Here is a 16,290-nt window from a genome sequence, read left to right on the forward strand (position 1 = left end):
TCACGACCAGGGCATGAGTGTGGGCTCCAACACATCGGATATCGATATGTGAGCCACCACACCTTCAGACCCGGACACTATGAGCCGAAACGTTGCATCTGCGTTGCATCCGCGCCGATGCGCCGATCGAGCACTCGGATCTTGGCTTCTATCTGCGCATACAGCGGCGAATCACGATCGACCGTCGATCGATAGGCGGCCCACGCTGCGGCATCGTCGCGCCCCTCCGGGCCCGACGTCCAGCGACGCAGTACGCCGGCGTCGGGGTCGGCGAGCACGGCGGTTCGCAACCGGACCCGGAGCTCGTCGCGGATGTCGCAGATGCCGGGAGCCGAGGAGCGCGGCAGCACCGGGCCCGCGTACAAGCGCAATGCGGATTCGATATCACCGGAGTCGAGGGCGGCCCGCAGGGCCTCCACATCGGTTGCGACATGCACGCGCAGACGGTAAGGACGCGAACCGACGACCGAGGCGCCGATCACCGACCGCAGCCGCGACATCGCCGCGCGGATCGTGCCGTTGTCCAGATCGGTGTCGTCGAGCAGCAGCGCCAGATGGTCGGCGCCGAGGCCTTCGGGATGTTCGGTGAGCAAGAGCAGGATCTCGGCATGACGTTGCGAGAGCGGCACCCGCTCCCCCGCGATACTCAACTGAGGTTGGCCGAGGCCCAAGACGTCGAGACCGAGGTTGGCCTGTTCGGTGTCGTCGCAGTTGGCCGGCACCGGGGCAGCGATGCCGTGGCTCGCGCGCATCGCCCGCAGCACCAGGTCCATTTCGGCGGCGGTCGCGGCGGCTTTGACCAAGGCGAGGATTTCCGGCTTGGCCACCCGCATCCCGCCGGCAATCATCAGAACGCCGATCAGACGGCCGTCCGGCTCGTGCACGGGGGCCGCGGCGCCGGTGATCTGATGCATGCGATGCAGGAAATGTTCGGGTCCGTGGATCCAGGTGGCCCGGCCGGTGCGCACCACGAGGCCGACGGCGTTGGTGCCGATCCGGCGTTCGCTGAGATCGTCGCCTTCGCGCACGCCGATCTCGGCGGCGGCGGCGACCTGCTCGGGATGACCGTGCACCGAGAGCACGCGACCGAACTGGTCGGCCACCGTCACGATCAATCCGGCGTGCGACGCGTCCTGGACCAGCAATTTGTCGATCAGCGGCATGAGCGCGGCGATGGGATGGGCATCGCGATACCGCTCGAGATCGGCGCCGCGCAGCCCGCGACCGTCGATGACGTCCGTCGGATCGACACCACCGCGCACACTGCGCAGCCATGATTCGAGAACGAGCGGACGTAGAAGACCGGCCAGCTGGGTAAGCTGTTCACCACCGGCACTGAGATATCCATGGGCCTGTGCGGCATAGGCTTCCAGAGCACCGAGCTGTGCGCCCGACTCCGATGCCTGCCGTGGGGGCCTCCCACCTGCAAGATTGCTGACCATTTGCCTTTCTTTCCCGCTACAAACTGTACCGGGCAGTTATCGGGCAAAACGCCAGAAGTCTGGGTTTGTCCCGCAGGTCACATCGTGGTATCTGCCGTCACTTCGTCACACGACCATGTGGTCGGCTATGGCTGCGGCGAGCATCACTGTCGCGGCCTGCGGACCACGGCGCAGCGGGACCGGGACAACCGACAGATCGGCGACCGTCAGGGCGTCGATGCCGTGGACGCGGCCCTGTTCGTCGACCACCGCGCGCTCATCGTGCGCGGCGCCCATGCGGCAGGTACCGGACAGGTGTTGCGAGGTCCCGAGGTTGGCGTACAACCAGGCGTCCTCGATGCGACTGATCGGTCGACCGAGCAGATCGGCGGTGAGCGCTGCTCCGTCGCGCAGGCGGGCGCGGTCTCGCGCACTGCGGAGATAGCGCTGGTCGACGTGGGCTCCGACGGTGGGATCTGTCGAGACGAGCGTCAGCTCGCCGGTCGACTCGGGATGCATCAGGGCGACCCCGATCCGGCGCAGACCCGGCGTGAACATCGGGGTGTACGGGCGTAGTTCCAGGTCGTCGATTTCGAGGACGTATTCGAGCGGGACGGCCGACTCGGCGAGCTCGTCGACGCCGAACTCGACGCCGATCTCGGGGTGATCGGCGCACCACGCGCCGACCGGCGCGGGCCGCACGATCTCGACACCGAGCGAGCGCAGCAGCGGTTCGGGGCCGATCCCGGATCTGATCAACAGCGCGGCCGACTCGACCGCGCCCGCGCACAACACCGTCTGATCGGCATAGCTTCGCCCGCGCTCACGACCGCGCGCCCACTCCACACCGATCACCTTCGTGCCGCGCAGTAGTAGCCGGGTCACCATGGTGTCGCTGGTGACCGTCAGGTTCTGTCGCCCCATCGCTGGATAGAGATGAGTGATGGCCGGCCCCGCTCGACGACCGCGCGACACCGCCAACGGCACCCGGCCGAATCCCCCATCGCCGGATTCGGCCGGTGCGTTGAGGTCGGGGATTTCCGGGAACCCCACTGCCGCGCACCGTCGCGCGAACTCGGCACTGAACTCCGTGGGATCGCTGGTTCGCGAGATCGGGATCGGGCCGCCGACGCCGTGGCCGGGGGCGCTGCCGAAATCCATGTCGTGTTCCAGGTCGCGGAAAACAGGCAGGACCGCTTCGAACGACCAGCGTGGGCCCGCCACCGCACTCCATGCCGCGAAGTCGGTGGCGGGTGGGCGGATGAAGTAGCTGCCGTTGATCGCACCGGATCCGCCGATCAGCTTGCCGCGCACCAGGTTTCCCGGGTACCGCCAGAGCACCCCGGAATCAGGGCCGACCGGTAGGTGAGCCGGGTCGAGCAGTTCCCCCGTTGGCCGGTGGGCCGGTCCAGCTTCGAACACGCGCACCGAGCGCGCCGGATCAGCGCTGAGCCGGGCCGCGAGCACACACCCCGCCGACCCTGCTCCGACAATGAGAGTGCTCGTCACGCAGGCGTATTCAGCGGGGTGGCACGCTCGGCTTGAGCGCTTCGAAACTGCGCGCCCTGATGACGCCGAGCCACAGGCCGGTGCCGTAGGCCACGTCGTCGAGGCGCTTGTAGGCCACATAGCGCAGCGGGTCGAGGCCGCCGGAGTCGCGATGGGTGAACCAGTCGGCCAGACCGTCGGCGAGCGCCATGGTGATGGCGATCCTGCGGATCCGGCTCGACGCGATGACGGCGAGCAGCGTCACCGGCCAATAGTCGCGACACATCGCCGAAGCCAGTCGCCACATACCGGCGAAGTAGCCGCGGGCCAGATAGACCGCGGCGATCCTGGTCGGGTTGTCGAGTTCGGTGAAGACCCGGCGCAGACGAACAAGGGCCGTGGCGAGGGTGACGAGTCCACCGAGCAGACCCCACTTCGACAGTGTCGCGAACAGCAGACTCGCCAGCACGGTCCAGGTCGGCACCGACAGCGGCGAGACCAGGCCCGAGTGCCGTTTGCCGAGCGGTGCGGCGCCGGTGCCGTAGAACAGCTTTCGTCCGAACCAGGCGCGGAAGGCGACACGGTGATCGTGGGCGACGTGCGCGGCGGGCTCGTAGCGCAATCGCCAGCCGGCGCGTTCGAGCCGCCAGCACAGGTCGACATCCTCTGCCACCTGCATCGATTCGTCGAATCCGCCCTCGCCGAGCAGCGCCGCGCGCCGTGCCAGCAGCGCCGCGCTCGGCACATACGACACGATGCCGCGCGCGTGCACCGCCGACTCGCGGCGGCCGAGATCGAGTGAGGAGCGGGTGTGTTCGTAGCGGGCGAGCGCGTTGGATTCGGAGTCGAGGGCGACGATGCGCGGCGCGACGAGCGCGACCTGCGGATCGCTGAAGTGCCCGAGCATGACCTCCAACCACCCGCTGCGAGGCACCACGTCGGAGTCGAGGAACGCCACGAAGCCCGTTGTCGCCGCTTGCAATCCGGCATTTCGGGCAGCCGCGGGGCCGAGCGGACTCTCGTGCCGCAGCACCGTCACCTGACCACGGCCCGATCGCGGCGGGATGCGGACAGGTTCGTCGGACCCGTCGTCGACAACGATCACGTTGTGCCCGCGCAACACCGCAAGCAGACGTAACAGTCCGTCGGCATTGTTGTAGAGCGGGATGACGACGGTGACGTCGTCGAGTGACGGTTCGAGCCGCGGACGCGGGTTGGCCACGCCGGAATCGAGCAGTCGGCGGGCGACGATCGCGGACTTGGTGTCGGTCACCTCCAGGTATCCGTCGCCGATCAACTCGGCGGCCTCCGGGGCCAAGCGCAGCATCCGTGCGGGCGATCCTCCGATCAGGATCCGACCCCCGGAAAATGCGCGTACCCGTGGATCGATCCGTACCCCGAAGCCGTCGGGCAGACGATCATGGCGCATTCCTCGCATGCTATTCGCAGTTGGGCTCTCAGACATCATCACCCCACAAAAAAGGAGGAAAGTCTGCCTGAAATGCCGCCCTGACCGGTTGCCGGACGTGTCAACAAGATCGGCAGCGCATTTCCGGCAACCGGATTCGAATAAAGGATTCGGACGCGTCAGCGTTCCTCAGCTGCGCACGGCCGGAGCGCAGGCGGAGGTACGCCTAGCCGAGCGGACTCTCGTTGCACGCCTTGGCAGGTGGGCGCTTCACGGTCAGCGGCAGTGACACCCTGGCACGGCTGCGAACCGGGCGTGAGTGGTCGACGGCGGGGCGCGGAATGGTACGACCCGGCGCTGTCAATGCCGCTTCACCGTAGCCCTGCACGCATTCCGGATCAGGTCCGTTGGCGGGCAGACCGGTGAAGAACTTCGCCGCCATGCAGCCACCGCGGCAGGAGTCGTAGTGCGAGCACTTCGTGCACGCGCCACCGTCGACCGGTTCGCGCAGTTCGGCGAAGAGCGCCGAATCGGTCCAGACCGACTCGAAACCACCGTCGGCGACGATGTTTCCGGCCTTGAAGCGGTCGTGGATGGCGAAGGGGCAGGCATAGACGTCGCCGACCGGGTCGACCAGGCAGACCACACGACCCGCGCCACACATGTTCAAACCCGGTAGCGCCGAGCCGAATGCGGACAGGTGGAAGAACGAGTCGCCGGTGAGCACGCCCTCGCCGTTGCGGACGAGCCAGTCGTAGAGCTCGCGTTGCTGCTCGGGCAGTGGGTGCAGTTCGTCCCACACGTCGGCGCCACGACCCGAGGGGCGCAGCCGAGTGAGTCGCAAGGTGGCGCCGTACTTGTCGGCGATGGCCTTGAACTCGTCGAGCTGGGAGATGTTGTGGCGGGTGGCCACGACCGAGAGCTTCGCGTCCTTGAAACCCGCCGCGGCGAGGTTCGACAGCGCCTTGATCGCGGTGTCGTAGGAGCCGGGGCCGCGCACGGCATCGTTGACCGCGGCGTCGGCGCCGTCGAGGGAGATCTGCACGTCGACGTAGTCGCTGGCCGCCAAGCGCGCGGCGACCTCTTCGTTGATGCGAACGCCGTTGGTGGAGAACTTGACCCCCACATTGTGCGCGGTGGCGTAGTCGACCAGTTCCCAGAAGTCCGGGCGCACGGTCGGTTCACCGCCGCCGATGTTGACGTAGAAGATCTGCATGCGCTCGAACTCGTCGATCAGCGCCTTGCACTGCTCGGTGCTCAGTTCGTTCGGGTCGCGGCGGCCCGACGAGGACAGACAGTGCACGCACGACAGGTTGCAGGCGTAGGTGAGTTCCCAGGTGAGGCAGATCGGTGCGCCGAGGCCCGATTCGAAGCGGTCGATCAGCCTGCCGCCCTGAGGAGCGTCACCCGCGGGCAAGGCTTCGGGTGCGGCGGTGACCGGGCCGGGCGATGCCACGATCATGTCGGTGTCGGCGAGCTGCCCGAGCGCGGCCAGGTGCGCGTCGGAGGCGTCGATGCCCTTGGCGCGCAGCGCCTCGCGCACCGAAGAGTGCGCGGGCAGCGACCGGACCACGTCGACGAGATCGCGGCTCTTGAGGAACGAGAGCTTGCGGGTCCCGAAGTGGTACAGCAGCGCGCCGAAGGACTCCGGGCGCAACGAGACCCGCGGGTGCAGCGTCCAACGGGTGTCGAGATCGAGCATGGTCAGTACACGCCGCACATGCCGTCGATGCTGACCTCTTCGATCAGCGTCTCGGTGACCAGGTCCTCGTCGGATTCGACGGTCGCAGGCGTGGTGTTCTCAGGCATGACTACCTCCATTGTGTTGCCGGTCACCTCGGACCTTAACGTCAGTGACTGCCATAAAGGGCGGAATCGGAAAATCTTTCTCTGAGCACACCCCGCCCCATCACCTGCGAACCCCTCTAGACTTCCGGGGGCAGGATGGGAAAAGGGCTGATGGCCCGGCGGCAACAGAGGTGAGGCAGAGGCTTGCGTAACCATGGTGGGGCGGGCGCTAGTTCGACACTGTCCGAGACCGAGATCGTCGACGCGGCACTGAAGGTGGTGCGTGAGGACGGGGTCGAAAAGCTTTCGATGCGACGGCTCTCGCGCGAGCTCGGGGTGTCGCCGATGGCGCCGTACTACTACGTGGCCGACAAGCGCGAGTTGCTCGACCTCGTCGCCAGCGCCGCACTGCTCGGGGTGCGCAAGCCGCCGCGCGAGTCCGGTCCGTGGCAGCAGCGCCTGCGCGATCTGATCGATCAGATAGACGATAAACTCCGCACGCATCCCGGCCTCGGCGACATCTTGCTCGAGCAGATGCTCGGCAAGCAGCTCGACCTGATCGAAGCGGTGATGGAGATCCTGTTCGACGCGGGCTTCAGCGACCGCAACGTGCTGGCCGCCTACGCGACCATCCACACCTACCTGTTCGGCCGCAGCAGAGTGAACCCGCGCGACCGTTCCGCGCCGGCGGACGTGCTGCTGCCCGAGGCGGTGGCCCGAGCCACGAAGTACATGCCCGACCTGCGCGGCAAGTACTCCTACGACTTCGGGATGGAGGTGCTGGTCGCCGGACTCGAGGCACAGCTTGCCCTGCAGGCGCGTCCCGGCCTAGCATGAAACTGAAACACGTTCTAGTTTTGCCCGAGAGGACGACATGACCACAGTCGAGGTTCCGCACGGCTCGCGCTCGGTGGTGCTGCGGGTAGCAGCGGTGATCGCCGAAACGGCCGATACCCACTCCGTGGTCTTCGAGGTGCCCGCCGAACTGCGCGAGCGCTTCGCCTACACCCCCGGCCAGTTCCTGACGCTGCGCATCCCGAGCGAGCAGACCGGATCGGTCGCCCGCTGCTATTCGCTGGCCAGCTCGCCGTTCACCGATGATCAGCCGAAGGTGACGGTCAAACGCACCGAGGGCGGGTACGGCTCGAACTGGCTCTGCGACAACCTCGCCGTCGGCGACGAGGTCGAGGTGCTGCCGCCCTCCGGCGTGTTCACGCCGAAGGATCTCGACGAGAACCTGCTGCTGTTCGGAGCGGGCAGCGGGATCACGCCGGTGATGTCGATTCTGAAGTCGGCGCTGTCGCAGGGTTCGGGCAAGGTCGTGCTGGTCTACGCCAATCGCGACGCGAACTCGGTGATCTTCGCCGATGAACTGCGCGATCTCGTCGGCAAGCATCCCCAGCGACTCACCGTCATCCACTGGCTCGAGCCGCTGCTCGGCCTGCCGACCGCCGACATGATGGCCACCCTGGTCTCGCCCTACACCGGCTATGAGGCGTTCATGTGCGGGCCGAAGCCGTTCATGGACCTGGTGCACGACGCGTTGGCCTCGCTCGAGGTGCCACGCAACCGGACCCATGCCGAGGTGTTCAATTCCCTCGCGGGCGATCCGTTCGCCGCCCACGCACCCGCCGAGGTCTCCGAGGCCGAGGCTGCCGACGCGGCGACGGTCGAGGTGGAGCTCGACGGCGAGGTGCACGAGATGTCGTGGCCGCGCAAGCAGACGCTGGTCGACATCATGCTCGACAAGGGCCTCGACGTGCCCTACTCCTGCCAGGAGGGCGAGTGCGGGTCGTGTGCCTGCACCGTGCTGGAAGGCAAAGTGGAGATGGCCAATTCGGAGATCCTGGATCCCGAGGACATCGAGAACGGGTACATCCTCGGCTGCCAGGCGCGGCCGGTGACCGATCGGTTGCGGATCCAGTTCTAACGCATGGCGCGGTAGGCGGCGCGTTGCTCGGGCTCGAGGTGTTCGGTCGCGTAACTCAGAGCGGTGCGGCCCAACTCGGGTGCGTTCTCGTCGAGAAAGTCGGTGAGCGCGGCCTGGTCGACGCGTTTGCCTACTTCGCGCAGCATCCAGCCGAGCGCCTTCTGGATCAGATCTCGGCGGTCCGACTGAAGAATCCCGGCGAGTTCCAGGGTCGTGCTCGGGTCACCCGCCTTGATGAAGGCGAAGGTGGACAGCAGCGCTACGCGGCGCTCCCAGAGTGAATCCTGGTCGGCCAGTTCGAAAAGCAGGGCTCGGTCTTTGTCGAGCAGCCACGGGCCGATGATGTTCTCGGCGGAGGCGTCGACCAGGTCCCAGTTGTTGACTCGCCCCCTTCGGACGGCTGCCAGGTAGAGGTCGACCATCTCCTCGCGGGCCTTGTCGTCGCGGACGCGCGGTTTCGATGCCTCGGCGAAGCGGGCGTTGAGGATGAACAGGGCGACCAGACGTTCCTCGTGGAGTGGGCTGTCGAGGAGTTCGTCGATCTGCGAAAGGGGAAGTGTGGCGAACTGTTTCGCCACCTTCCTGGTGACGGGAACTCGGATGCCGAGGAAGATATCGCCTTCGCCGTATTCGTCGGCGCCGGTTTTGAAGAAGCGTTGCAAGTGATGCGCGTCTGTGGGGTTCGCCAGGTCGGCGAGGGCCTTGCGCACCTGTGCAGCGGTGGGGAGCTCGAACACACGCACCTCCGGGTCGGGGATTCCCCCGCATTCAACACTGGTGCGGTGACATGTTCGCGCAGGCCGTCGCCCCTACGGCCGCCGCCGATCACGCAGGAAGCGCACCGAGCAGACGACCCGACTCGAATGTCGCCGCACCGGAGGGCAATTCGCCCGGTCGCCCGCTGGTGCGAACGGTGACCGTGCCGGTGCCGGTGGTGGGGCGACCGAGTTCGTCCATCTTGCGGACAGTTTGGGCGGCGACGGCTTGGGCGCTGTCGAACAGGCGCACACCGTCGGGCAGAGCGGCGACGATGGCGTCGATGACCAGCGGATAGTGGGTGCAGCCGAGGACCACACCCTCGACATCGGCCGGGGTGCGGGCGGCGGAGTCGGCGATCGACTCGCGGATGGCCTTGACGTCGCCGCGGTCGATCGCGTCGGCCAGCCCGTGGCAGGCGACCCCGACCACCTTCGCGTCACCGCCGAACCGGGCGATCAGATCGGCTTGGTAGCGACTGGCCGTGGTCGCCGCTGTCGCCCACACCGCCACCGAATTACATTGCGCGGCAGCAGGTTTGATAGCGGGAACGGTGCCGATCACCGGCACCGAGTCCCCCACCTCGGCCCGCACATGGTCCAAGGCGGTGACGCTGGCGGTATTGCACGGCAGCACGATCACCTCGGCCCCCGACTCGACCGCCTGGCGCGCCGCGCCGACGACCCGCTCGACCACCCACTGCTCGGGCTTGGGCCCCCACGGCGCGCCGTCGGGGTCGAGCAACAGCAGCAGGTCGACATCGGGCCGCAGTTTGCGCAACCACGAAGCCGTAGGCAGTAGGCCGAGGCCGGAATCGATGAGCGCGACGATCACCGCTACACCGTATTACAGCGGCGAGATCGGCCGATCGCGACCGTGTGTGCGCCGCCGTGGCGCCCGTGTCGAGACGTGGGGTGGCCCTCAGCCCGCTGCGGCGAGGAGGTCGGCCACCGGGGTGGGGGTGGCCAGCTTCGCGCGCAGTTTCATCACCTGACCGGTCAGGCCCGCACCGAGGACGGCGGTGAGGATGCCGTCGCGGGAGTAGTAGGCGAGGAACTTGCGGCCGTCGTCGCTGACGATGGTGAGGTCGTCGTCGGGCGATGGGGTGCCGAGGGCCTGGATCTTGACGTCGTACTGATCGCTCCAGAAGTACGGGACGCGGGCCATGGTGGGGGGTGCGCCGCCGAGGAGGGCGGTGACCAGCAGTTTTGCCTGTTCGCCCGCGCTGGTCCAGTGTTCTACGCGCTTGCGGACGCCGGTGTCGTGCTGCCAGGCGGCGACGTCGCCGACCGCCCAGACCGCGTCGGCGGAGGTACGGCCGACCTCGTCGGCGAGCACACCACCGCCCGCCGACCTGTCGGCCAGTTCGATGCCGGAGTCGGCCAGCCAGTCGGTGACGGGCACCGAACCCACACCGACCACGACCAGGTCGGCGTCGATTTCGGTGCCGTCGGTGCAGACGGCGCCGGACACCCGGCCCGCATCGTCGGCACGCAGGGTGTCGACGCCGGTGCCGCAGCGCAGGTCCACGCCTTCGTCGAGGTGCATGCGCGCCACCAGACCGCCGATCCGCTCGCCGAGGATCGACGCGAGCGGAGTGGGCTGCGGTTCGACGAGGGTGACCTCGACTCCGGCGGCGCGGAAACTGGCGGCGAGCTCACAGCCGATGAAACCGGCGCCGATGATCAGCGCGCGGGTCGCGCCGTCGAGTTCGGCGCGCAGAGTTTCGGCGTCCTCGTGGGCGCGCAGCACGTGCACGCCCGCGACCTGGGGCAGGCCGGGGAGCCTGCGTGGACGCAGACCGGTCGCGATGATCAGCTGGTCATAGGCGATGGTGCTGCCGTCGGCCAGGGCGACGGTGCGCGCGGCGGTGTCGACGCCGGTAACGGCGGTGCCGAGGCGCAGCTCGATGTTCTTGTCCGCGAAGAACTCCGGCGGGCGAAGGGTGGTGTCGTCGGTCTCGCCACGCACGAACTGCTTCGACAGCGGCGGACGGTCGTACGGCGGGCGCGTCTCGTCACCGAGCAGCAGCACACCGCCCTCGTACCCGGCCCGGCGCAGTTCCTCGGCCGTTCGCAGGCCTGCCAGACCCGCTCCGACGATCACGATGGGCGCGCTCATGTTGTGTCCTCTCGGCATGCTCGGTCACCGACCGCACCCATGCCATGTTCTGCTGTGTCGCGGACCACTACGGCCCCCAGATGTTTGTACCAGTGCGCCGGGCCACCTGTGACACCCACGTCGCAACCCAACCGTGCCGCTCCCGATATCGACCGGGCGGTCAATCAGGAGTAGACCGAGGTCAGAGGTATTTTCGTCTCAACGAGGAGGCATTTCCCATGTTCACCAACAGTCGCGCACAGGATTTTCTCGCCGTGGTCCTCGGCGCATTCACCGCATTGTCGCCCCTGTGGCTCGACACCAACGACAATGCCCGATGGACTCTCATCGTGCTCGGCGTCCTCATCGCCGCGACCGGTCTGATCCAGATGGCCAGGGACGATCTGTCCGTCGCGGACTACGCGATGGGCGTGTTCGGCGTGCTGCTGTTCATCTCGCCGTGGGCCATGGACTTCACCGCCTTCGGCGGCGCATCCTGGACCGCATGGGTGGTCGGAGTGGTGACGGCGGTGGTGGCGGTCGCCGCGCTGCCTGCGATGAACCAGCGCCTGCACAACATGGCTCCACATCACTGATGCCGGGCCGACGAGTCGGGCGCCGCAACGCGAAGCGCGATGGCGACGCCCGGCAACTCATCCTGGATGCCGCCGAAACCCTGTTCGCCACACAGGGATTCGATGCCACACCGACCGCGGCCGTCGCCGCGGCCGCCGATGTGCCGAAAGGACTGGTCTTCTACTACTTCCCCACCAAGAACGCGATCCTGTCCGCGCTCATGCGCGAACGCGTCCCGGCACATCCGATCGACGACCTCGCCGCCGTGGTGAGCCCCGGCGATCCGGCCGCCAGCCTCATCAACCTCGACACCGCGATCAACCTGCGCGACCACCATTCCTCGGTCCTTCGCGTGATCATGTGGCGCGAGGCCGACACCCACCCCGACGTCCGCCGCACCCTGCGCGCCCTGCGCGACCAACTCCTCGACATCACCGCCCGGGTGCTGCAAGCCAGCACCCCGGTCCCGGTTCGGCCCGGCACCCTGCACGCGTGCGCCGCCGCCTGGGTGTCCGCCATGTTCGCGATCGCCAGCACCGACCGCCTCCACGCCCTCGACGGTCTACCCGTTCCGACGGCCGACGACCTGGTGAATGTCGCCCAGGTGGTCGCGGCGGGGATGACCCAACTCGGCTGATCCCGGCGCGATCGCTCGACTCGCCCGCGAACCGCCACCGAGGACCCGGATGGCCGCCAGACCGAGGACTACGTGCAGGACGGCCGCCGTCGCGGCGACAACGTGCAATCCGCTGACGAAGGCGCTGCGGGCGTCGTCCAGCACCGCGGGCGTGAGGGCCGAAAGGCGCAGGGTCTCGCCGAGGGTGGGAGCGAGGTCGGGACCCTGGACGCGGAAGAGGACGGCGGCCAGGGAGCCGAACAGGGCGATACCGAGCGCGTTGCCGAGTTCGTTGCCGGTTTCGGCCAGAGCGGCGGCTGCCCCGGCCCGTTCGACCGGGACCGCGGCGACGGCGATATCGGCGACCACGCTGAACGAGATGCCGTAGCCGATGCCTGCGACCACGGTCGCGGCGATGTACCAGCCCACACCGCCGCCGGAATCGGTCGCCAACAGCAGCAGCAGGCCGACCGCGATCGTGAAGTGGGCGGTGATCAGGGCTGCCGACTGTCCGACGCGGGCGACGGCGGCCGGGGTGAGGACGGCGGCCACGGTGAGCACGAGGGCGCCGGGGACCGCGAGCAACGCGGCGTCGGCGATGGACATCCCGAGCACGGATTGCAGGTAGGTCGCGGCCAGGTAAGCGGTCGCCGACCAGGCCGCCAGGGGCAGGAACCCGGTGATGATCGCGATGGTGAAGACCCGGTTGCGGAACAAGGTGAAGTCGACGAGCGGGTTGTCGATGCGCCTCTGCCTGCGACCGAACGATCCGAGCAGAGCCACACCGGCAAGCCCGACCATCACCGTGGCGATCGAGACACCTTGGGCGGCCGCGTGTTTCACCGCGTACATGGTGAGCAGGAGCCCGATCGCCGAGGTGAGCACGCTCGCCACATCGATACGGCCGAGCCCGGTCGCGCGCACCTCACCGAGCAGGACCGGCGCCAGCACCAGGAACATCAGCACCACGGGCACATTGATCAGCAGCACCGATCCCCACCAGAACCGCGTCAGCAGCTGACCGGCGACGATCGGGCCGATCGCGAAACCCGCCGCGAAGGTGGCGGCGAAGATGCCGATGGCCTGAGCGCGGCGGCGTGAATCGGTGAACAGGGTGCCGAGCACGGCGAGAGCCGACGGCAACAGCGTCGCGCCTGCCACACCCATCAGGACCCGGAAGGCGATCAACAGTGCTGGACTCGTGGCGAAGGCCGCCCCCACCGAGCCGAGGCCGAACATCGCGGCGCCGATCATCAACAGGCGCTTGCGGCCGTAGCGGTCGCCGATGGTGCCGAACGCGATCAGCAGTGAGCCGACCGCGAAGCCGTAGCTGTCCAGGATCCACAGGGTTTCGTCGGCCGAAGGTAACAGTGCGTCGGTGATGGCGGGCATCGCCAGGAACAGCACCGAGCCGTCCATCGCGACGAGCAGGACGGGACCGAGCACCACCAGCAGGCCCAGCCAGGACCGCACGTCGGTGTCATGGGTTCGATTCATGTCACTCACCCTGCGAGCGCGGGCGGGCGACAACCAGGCCCATGACGTGGGTACACCCAGCCGGGATAGGCACGACCTCGCCCAGGTGCCTACGATGGGAACGATGGAGTTGGAAAGCCTCGGAACGTTCCTCAAGTCCCGCCGCGACCGAACCACCCCAGAACGGATCGGCCTACGGACCTTCGGCGTCACCCGCCGCGTGCCCGGCCTGCGCCGCGAGGAGCTCGCTCAGCTCGCCGGGGCTACCATCGAATTAGTAGCCCCTTCGCCAAGGGAGCAGCATGAGGCCGAACAACCGGGACACTGCCGATAGCACGACCCTCGACATCTACGCGCGCGTATCCCGCTTAGGCGACGAGCGCCAACGCTCGACCACCGGGCAGGTCGAAGACTGCGAGGCACGCGTTGCCGACCACGGTGGCCAGGTCGGACAGGTCCACATCGATTCCGGCCGGTCGGCGTGGAACCCGCGTGTACGCCGCCGCGAGTGGGAACGGTTGATGGAACGCCTCGAGGCCGGGACGACCGGTGGCGTGGTCGTGTTCGACATGGCGCGGTTCTCCCGCCGTCCGATCGAGGGCGAACGGTTGATCTTGGCAGCCGAACGCGGACTTACCGTGCTCGACAGCGAAGGCGAATACGATTTGACGACCGCGAACGGGCGCAAGTCTTTTCGCGACCAGCTCACCGCCGCCGCCTACGAATCGGACCGGTTGTCCAGCCGTGTGAAGCGCGGCAAGCGGTTGAAAGCCTCTCGCGGAGAGTCCAACCACTCCCACCGCCCGTTCGGGTTCGAGATCGACGGGATCACCCCACACCCGACCGAAGGCCCGGTTCTGCGGGAAATGGCTACGCGGCTGTTGGCCGGAGAGAAGTACCGCCCGATCGCAGTGGATCTGAACAATCGTGGAATCACTACCTCGTTCGGCGCGAAATGGTCACCCGAGAAAGTCAAACGGGTCATGTCGAACCCGCGCAACGCCGGTTACGTCGTGCATGACGGGGAGATCGTGGCGAAGATGCTGGGAACGCCGATGATCAGCGAGGCCGAGTGGGACCAGCTGACCGCGCGGTTCAACTCACACGGGCGGGGGCGGCCCACCAGCGAGGTCTATGTGTGCTCGGCGACGGTCGCTTGTGGCAGATGCGGTCATGGGTTGACCGGTCGCCCGCAGTACGACCGCACTCCGTATGACGATGGGTCGACCCGGCGGCGGTACTGGTGCCAAAAGCGTTTCACCGGTAGCGGATGCAACAAGGTATCGGTGGACATGCGCCAACTCGATACCGCCATCGGTGCGCTGGTGGTATCGATCCTGTCCGATCCCGCCCACAGCGACGCCGTAGCCAAGGCTGCGACAGCCGCCCAGGAAGCACGCCGACCGGTGGCCGAGAAACTGGCCGAGTGCGAGGAACTGGCCGAGGAACTGTCGAACCGGTTGGGACGCGGAGATATCACCTTGGCGCGCTACGACAAAGCGACCGAGCCGTTAGATCGGCGTATCGCCGGGCTGCGTCAGAAGTTGGCGGAACTGGACGCCGCACCAGAGTTCGACGGACCAGCCGACACCCGCGCACACGCGGAGTCGGTACAGGAATGGACCCAACGGTGGGAAGACGCGGACACCACCGAAAAGCGGGTGATGATCAAACGCGCGTTGCGAGGCCGCCGCGTTCGGGTCATGCCCGCCACCAAGCGCGGTCCGAAGTTCGACCGGGACCGCATCGTGATCGATCCGGTCGCGGCCTGAACTCAGGCCCCGCGCCGATCGGCCACGCCGCCGCCGCTGTCGTTGTCGGCAGCGGCGGCACGCCGTTGGTGTATGCGTGCGCCACGACCGCACCGAGTCAGGCTCACTGCGCCCCCGGCTTCTGACTGTCGCCATCGTCGGTGGCGGTGTCAGCGCGGCGGCGATCGATGCGGGCCACGACCGCAGCAACGGCCGCGATCCCTTCGGCATCCAATGGCGGCCACTCCCGAGTGATCGGCTGCCAATAGGCAATCCAGTCTTCGAACGCAGTGCGCGGCGATGGCTGGTCGGACACGCTTGCCTGCGGTGGCTGCGCGTCATGGCGTAACTGTGCGTCGAACTCGGCGGTGCGGGGTCGATCTTTTCTGTTGTGGGACATCGCGTTCCTTTTCGGTTGTCGAGGTGTCCCCTGATCTCGCGGCTCTTCCGCTTCCCAGTGTGCCATTGGTCGGAAGTCGGCAAAGTATGCAAATTTCGGTACCGCGATCTGCGTCCGGGCGGTGCCGTCGCGCGCGAGCCGAGTCCGGCCGCGTCGCGCGCCGGATTCATCGCCTCAGCCCCAACCCAGCCCCATCCCATCGCATCCCATCGGTACCCAACACATCCCACCCGCACCCATACCCCCGCAAAACATCTCACCCCACCTCATCAATGCCCCACCCCCACAACTAAACTCACCCTTATTCTCATATACCCCCTACCCCTATTTCTCCCTACGTCACATTCAGACATCTTTCATCTCAGGGTTACGAGTTGGTAACGTCCTGCGGAAACGCTGTTGTGGCAAAGATTTACAGACTAGGTCGCCTTGAATTCGCCCTTTTTGGGTGTCTCATGGAGGAATGGTCGCGACCATGCACAAGGTCGCCGCAGGCAACGGCTACCAGTACTACCTGCGCAACACCGCCGCCAACGACACCACAGCGCGCGGGCGCGCCTCCCTGTCCGACTACTACAAC

Annotated in this window: 16 protein-coding genes; 6 read left to right on the forward strand and 10 right to left on the reverse strand. The window is 67.3% G+C overall.

Translation table 11 applies throughout. From position 1 onward, the window contains the following. Positions 1-77: 77 nt before the first annotated feature. The 5 genes from NS1_RS21265 to mftA form a co-directional block, all read right to left on the reverse strand. Entirely contained in the window at positions 78-1,442 is a 1,365-nt protein-coding gene (locus tag NS1_RS21265; RefSeq protein WP_062987062.1) for a GAF domain-containing protein, read from the reverse strand. A gap of 105 nt (positions 1,443-1,547) precedes the next feature. Next, positions 1,548-2,930, reverse strand: coding sequence for a mycofactocin dehydrogenase MftG (mftG, locus tag NS1_RS21270; protein ID WP_062987064.1), 1,383 nt, complete (start codon positions 2,928-2,930; stop codon positions 1,548-1,550). A 10-nt stretch (positions 2,931-2,940) separates the two neighbouring features. After that, positions 2,941-4,338, reverse strand: a complete 1,398-nt coding sequence (gene mftF / locus NS1_RS21275; RefSeq protein ID WP_062987066.1) for a mycofactocin biosynthesis glycosyltransferase MftF — start codon at positions 4,336-4,338, stop codon at positions 2,941-2,943. A 205-nt stretch (positions 4,339-4,543) separates the two neighbouring features. Beyond that, on the reverse strand, positions 4,544-6,019 hold the full coding sequence (gene mftC / locus NS1_RS21280; protein ID WP_082843567.1) for a mycofactocin radical SAM maturase: 1,476 nt from the start codon (positions 6,017-6,019) through the stop codon (positions 4,544-4,546). Positions 6,020-6,021: 2 nt separating this feature from the next. After that, a complete protein-coding gene (mftA, locus tag NS1_RS40180; protein WP_101468422.1) occupies positions 6,022-6,126 on the reverse strand; it encodes a mycofactocin precursor MftA in 105 nt (34 codons plus the stop codon). A 183-nt stretch (positions 6,127-6,309) separates the two neighbouring features. On the opposite strand from mftA, the gene mftR2 reads away from it, so the two are divergent. Then, a complete protein-coding gene (gene mftR2 / locus NS1_RS21290) occupies positions 6,310-6,942 on the forward strand; it encodes a mycofactocin system transcriptional regulator MftR2 (RefSeq protein ID WP_056814181.1) in 633 nt (210 codons plus the stop codon). A gap of 37 nt (positions 6,943-6,979) precedes the next feature. Next, positions 6,980-8,035, forward strand: a complete 1,056-nt coding sequence (locus NS1_RS21295; RefSeq protein ID WP_062987070.1) for a ferredoxin--NADP reductase — start codon at positions 6,980-6,982, stop codon at positions 8,033-8,035. Here NS1_RS21295 and NS1_RS21300 read toward each other — a convergent pair. The 3 genes from NS1_RS21300 to NS1_RS21310 form a co-directional block, all read right to left on the reverse strand. Then, positions 8,032-8,772 (reverse strand): DNA alkylation repair protein, encoded by a 741-nt coding sequence (locus NS1_RS21300; protein ID WP_062987093.1) that lies wholly within the window; start codon positions 8,770-8,772, stop codon positions 8,032-8,034. The genes NS1_RS21295 and NS1_RS21300 overlap by 4 nt on opposite strands. An 88-nt stretch (positions 8,773-8,860) precedes the next feature. Continuing rightward, the gene (locus NS1_RS21305; protein ID WP_056814186.1) at positions 8,861-9,625 is read right to left on the reverse strand and encodes a glutamate racemase; all 765 of its coding nucleotides are present in this window, start codon (positions 9,623-9,625) and stop codon (positions 8,861-8,863) included. Between the two features lie 87 nt (positions 9,626-9,712). Further along, positions 9,713-10,912, reverse strand: coding sequence for an NAD(P)/FAD-dependent oxidoreductase (locus NS1_RS21310; RefSeq protein ID WP_062987072.1), 1,200 nt, complete (start codon positions 10,910-10,912; stop codon positions 9,713-9,715). Positions 10,913-11,130: 218 nt separating this feature from the next. On the opposite strand from NS1_RS21310, the gene NS1_RS21315 reads away from it, so the two are divergent. After that, positions 11,131-11,487, forward strand: a complete 357-nt coding sequence (locus NS1_RS21315) for an SPW repeat domain-containing protein (RefSeq protein ID WP_056814191.1) — start codon at positions 11,131-11,133, stop codon at positions 11,485-11,487. Beyond that, positions 11,487-12,104, forward strand: a complete 618-nt coding sequence (locus NS1_RS21320) for a TetR/AcrR family transcriptional regulator (RefSeq protein ID WP_062987074.1) — start codon at positions 11,487-11,489, stop codon at positions 12,102-12,104. The genes NS1_RS21315 and NS1_RS21320 overlap by 1 nt, the downstream gene beginning before the upstream one ends. Here the strand turns inward: NS1_RS21320 and NS1_RS21325 are convergent. After that, on the reverse strand, positions 12,030-13,580 hold the full coding sequence (locus NS1_RS21325) for an MFS transporter (protein WP_062987076.1): 1,551 nt from the start codon (positions 13,578-13,580) through the stop codon (positions 12,030-12,032). The genes NS1_RS21320 and NS1_RS21325 overlap by 75 nt on opposite strands. 103 nt (positions 13,581-13,683) lie before the next feature. On the opposite strand from NS1_RS21325, the gene NS1_RS40185 reads away from it, so the two are divergent. Next, a complete protein-coding gene (locus tag NS1_RS40185) occupies positions 13,684-13,893 on the forward strand; it encodes a hypothetical protein (protein ID WP_373864356.1) in 210 nt (69 codons plus the stop codon). Then, positions 13,862-15,331, forward strand: a complete 1,470-nt coding sequence (locus NS1_RS21335) for a recombinase family protein (protein WP_062987081.1) — start codon at positions 13,862-13,864, stop codon at positions 15,329-15,331. Before NS1_RS40185 ends, NS1_RS21335 begins: the two co-directional genes overlap by 32 nt. Positions 15,332-15,434: 103 nt before the next feature. On the opposite strand, the gene NS1_RS21340 is transcribed toward NS1_RS21335, so the two are convergent. Beyond that, on the reverse strand, positions 15,435-15,710 hold the full coding sequence (locus NS1_RS21340; RefSeq protein ID WP_062987083.1) for a hypothetical protein: 276 nt from the start codon (positions 15,708-15,710) through the stop codon (positions 15,435-15,437). Positions 15,711-16,290: the final 580 nt, after the last annotated feature.

Origin of the sequence: Nocardia salmonicida NBRC 13393 (assembly GCF_001613085.1) — a bacterium.
GTDB lineage: Bacteria > Actinomycetota > Actinomycetes > Mycobacteriales > Mycobacteriaceae > Nocardia > Nocardia salmonicida.

Coding starts and splice junctions, on each gene's coding strand:
- NS1_RS21265 (WP_062987062.1), bottom strand. CDS start 1,442: ATGGTCAGCAATCTTGCAGGTGGGAGGCCCCCACGGCAGGCATCGGAG.
- mftF (WP_062987066.1), bottom strand. CDS start 4,338: ATGCGCCATGATCGTCTGCCCGACGGCTTCGGGGTACGGATCGATCCA.
- mftC (WP_082843567.1), bottom strand. CDS start 6,019: ATGCTCGATCTCGACACCCGTTGGACGCTGCACCCGCGGGTCTCGTTG.
- mftA (WP_101468422.1), bottom strand. CDS start 6,126: ATGCCTGAGAACACCACGCCTGCGACCGTCGAATCCGACGAGGACCTG.
- NS1_RS21295 (WP_062987070.1), top strand. CDS start 6,980: ATGACCACAGTCGAGGTTCCGCACGGCTCGCGCTCGGTGGTGCTGCGG.
- NS1_RS21310 (WP_062987072.1), bottom strand. CDS start 10,912: ATGAGCGCGCCCATCGTGATCGTCGGAGCGGGTCTGGCAGGCCTGCGA.
- NS1_RS21315 (WP_056814191.1), top strand. CDS start 11,131: ATGTTCACCAACAGTCGCGCACAGGATTTTCTCGCCGTGGTCCTCGGC.
- NS1_RS21320 (WP_062987074.1), top strand. CDS start 11,487: ATGCCGGGCCGACGAGTCGGGCGCCGCAACGCGAAGCGCGATGGCGAC.
- NS1_RS21325 (WP_062987076.1), bottom strand. CDS start 13,580: ATGAATCGAACCCATGACACCGACGTGCGGTCCTGGCTGGGCCTGCTG.
- NS1_RS40185 (WP_373864356.1), top strand. CDS start 13,684: ATGGAGTTGGAAAGCCTCGGAACGTTCCTCAAGTCCCGCCGCGACCGA.
- NS1_RS21335 (WP_062987081.1), top strand. CDS start 13,862: ATGAGGCCGAACAACCGGGACACTGCCGATAGCACGACCCTCGACATC.
- NS1_RS21340 (WP_062987083.1), bottom strand. CDS start 15,710: ATGTCCCACAACAGAAAAGATCGACCCCGCACCGCCGAGTTCGACGCA.